A 679-nucleotide genomic window follows, 5' to 3' on the forward strand; every position below is an offset into this window, starting at 1 on the left:
TTTGAATCACTGTGTGACAGCATGTGGCTGTTGAGCTCGTGTTTCTGTCTGAATCCTTTGCCGCAATGCAAACAAGTGTGGGGTCTTTCACCAGTGTGCTTCAATTTGTGTCTGGTTAGTCCAGATCGATCTACAAGGGAATGCTTTTCAGCATGCTTTTCATATTTTTTTGATTGTACGGTTTTGATTCGATTTTGCAATAGGAACTTTCTATCTGACATTTTGCCCACCTCTTTTATTATGACATTTGAGTCATCATTTTAATTTACATGGAAAGAAATCTTTTCAGTTTATTTCAGCACCATTTACATCCAGTCAAGCTCACGTGCGGTTAGACACTCAAATCGCCAATGTAATTCTTATGCACGCGGCATAAGAATGGTCTAAAGACCAAACTGTCTAACTCAGTCTGATCGATCTCAAAGTGAGTCGTCCATTACACGCGGCATCAAAAAACGCGTGGCGGGAAATCCGTACAAAACACAATACGTTCTCGTCCGAACGGTTTTGAGTGACTGACAGTGCGGTGCAGAAATATAGCAGTTGGTGTGGTGGGTCACAAGTACCACTCTGCTATAACTGTTGGTGTGGTTTGTCACTAGTAGCACTCCTGATACCGCAGAGATTCCCAAAACTAAACCAAATATTCCAGAAATTTGTTTATGGAGTGTACCAACTA

Annotated in this window: 1 protein-coding gene; it reads right to left on the reverse strand. The window is 41.5% G+C overall.

What is annotated here, in order from left to right:
* Positions 1-221: hypothetical protein (locus tag ACJ5GX_RS01975; protein ID WP_495292646.1), on the reverse strand; the 221-nt coding region annotated here is incomplete at its 3' end.
* Positions 222-679 lie beyond the last annotated feature (458 nt).

It is taken from the genome of Wolbachia endosymbiont of Tuta absoluta (genome assembly GCF_059414725.1).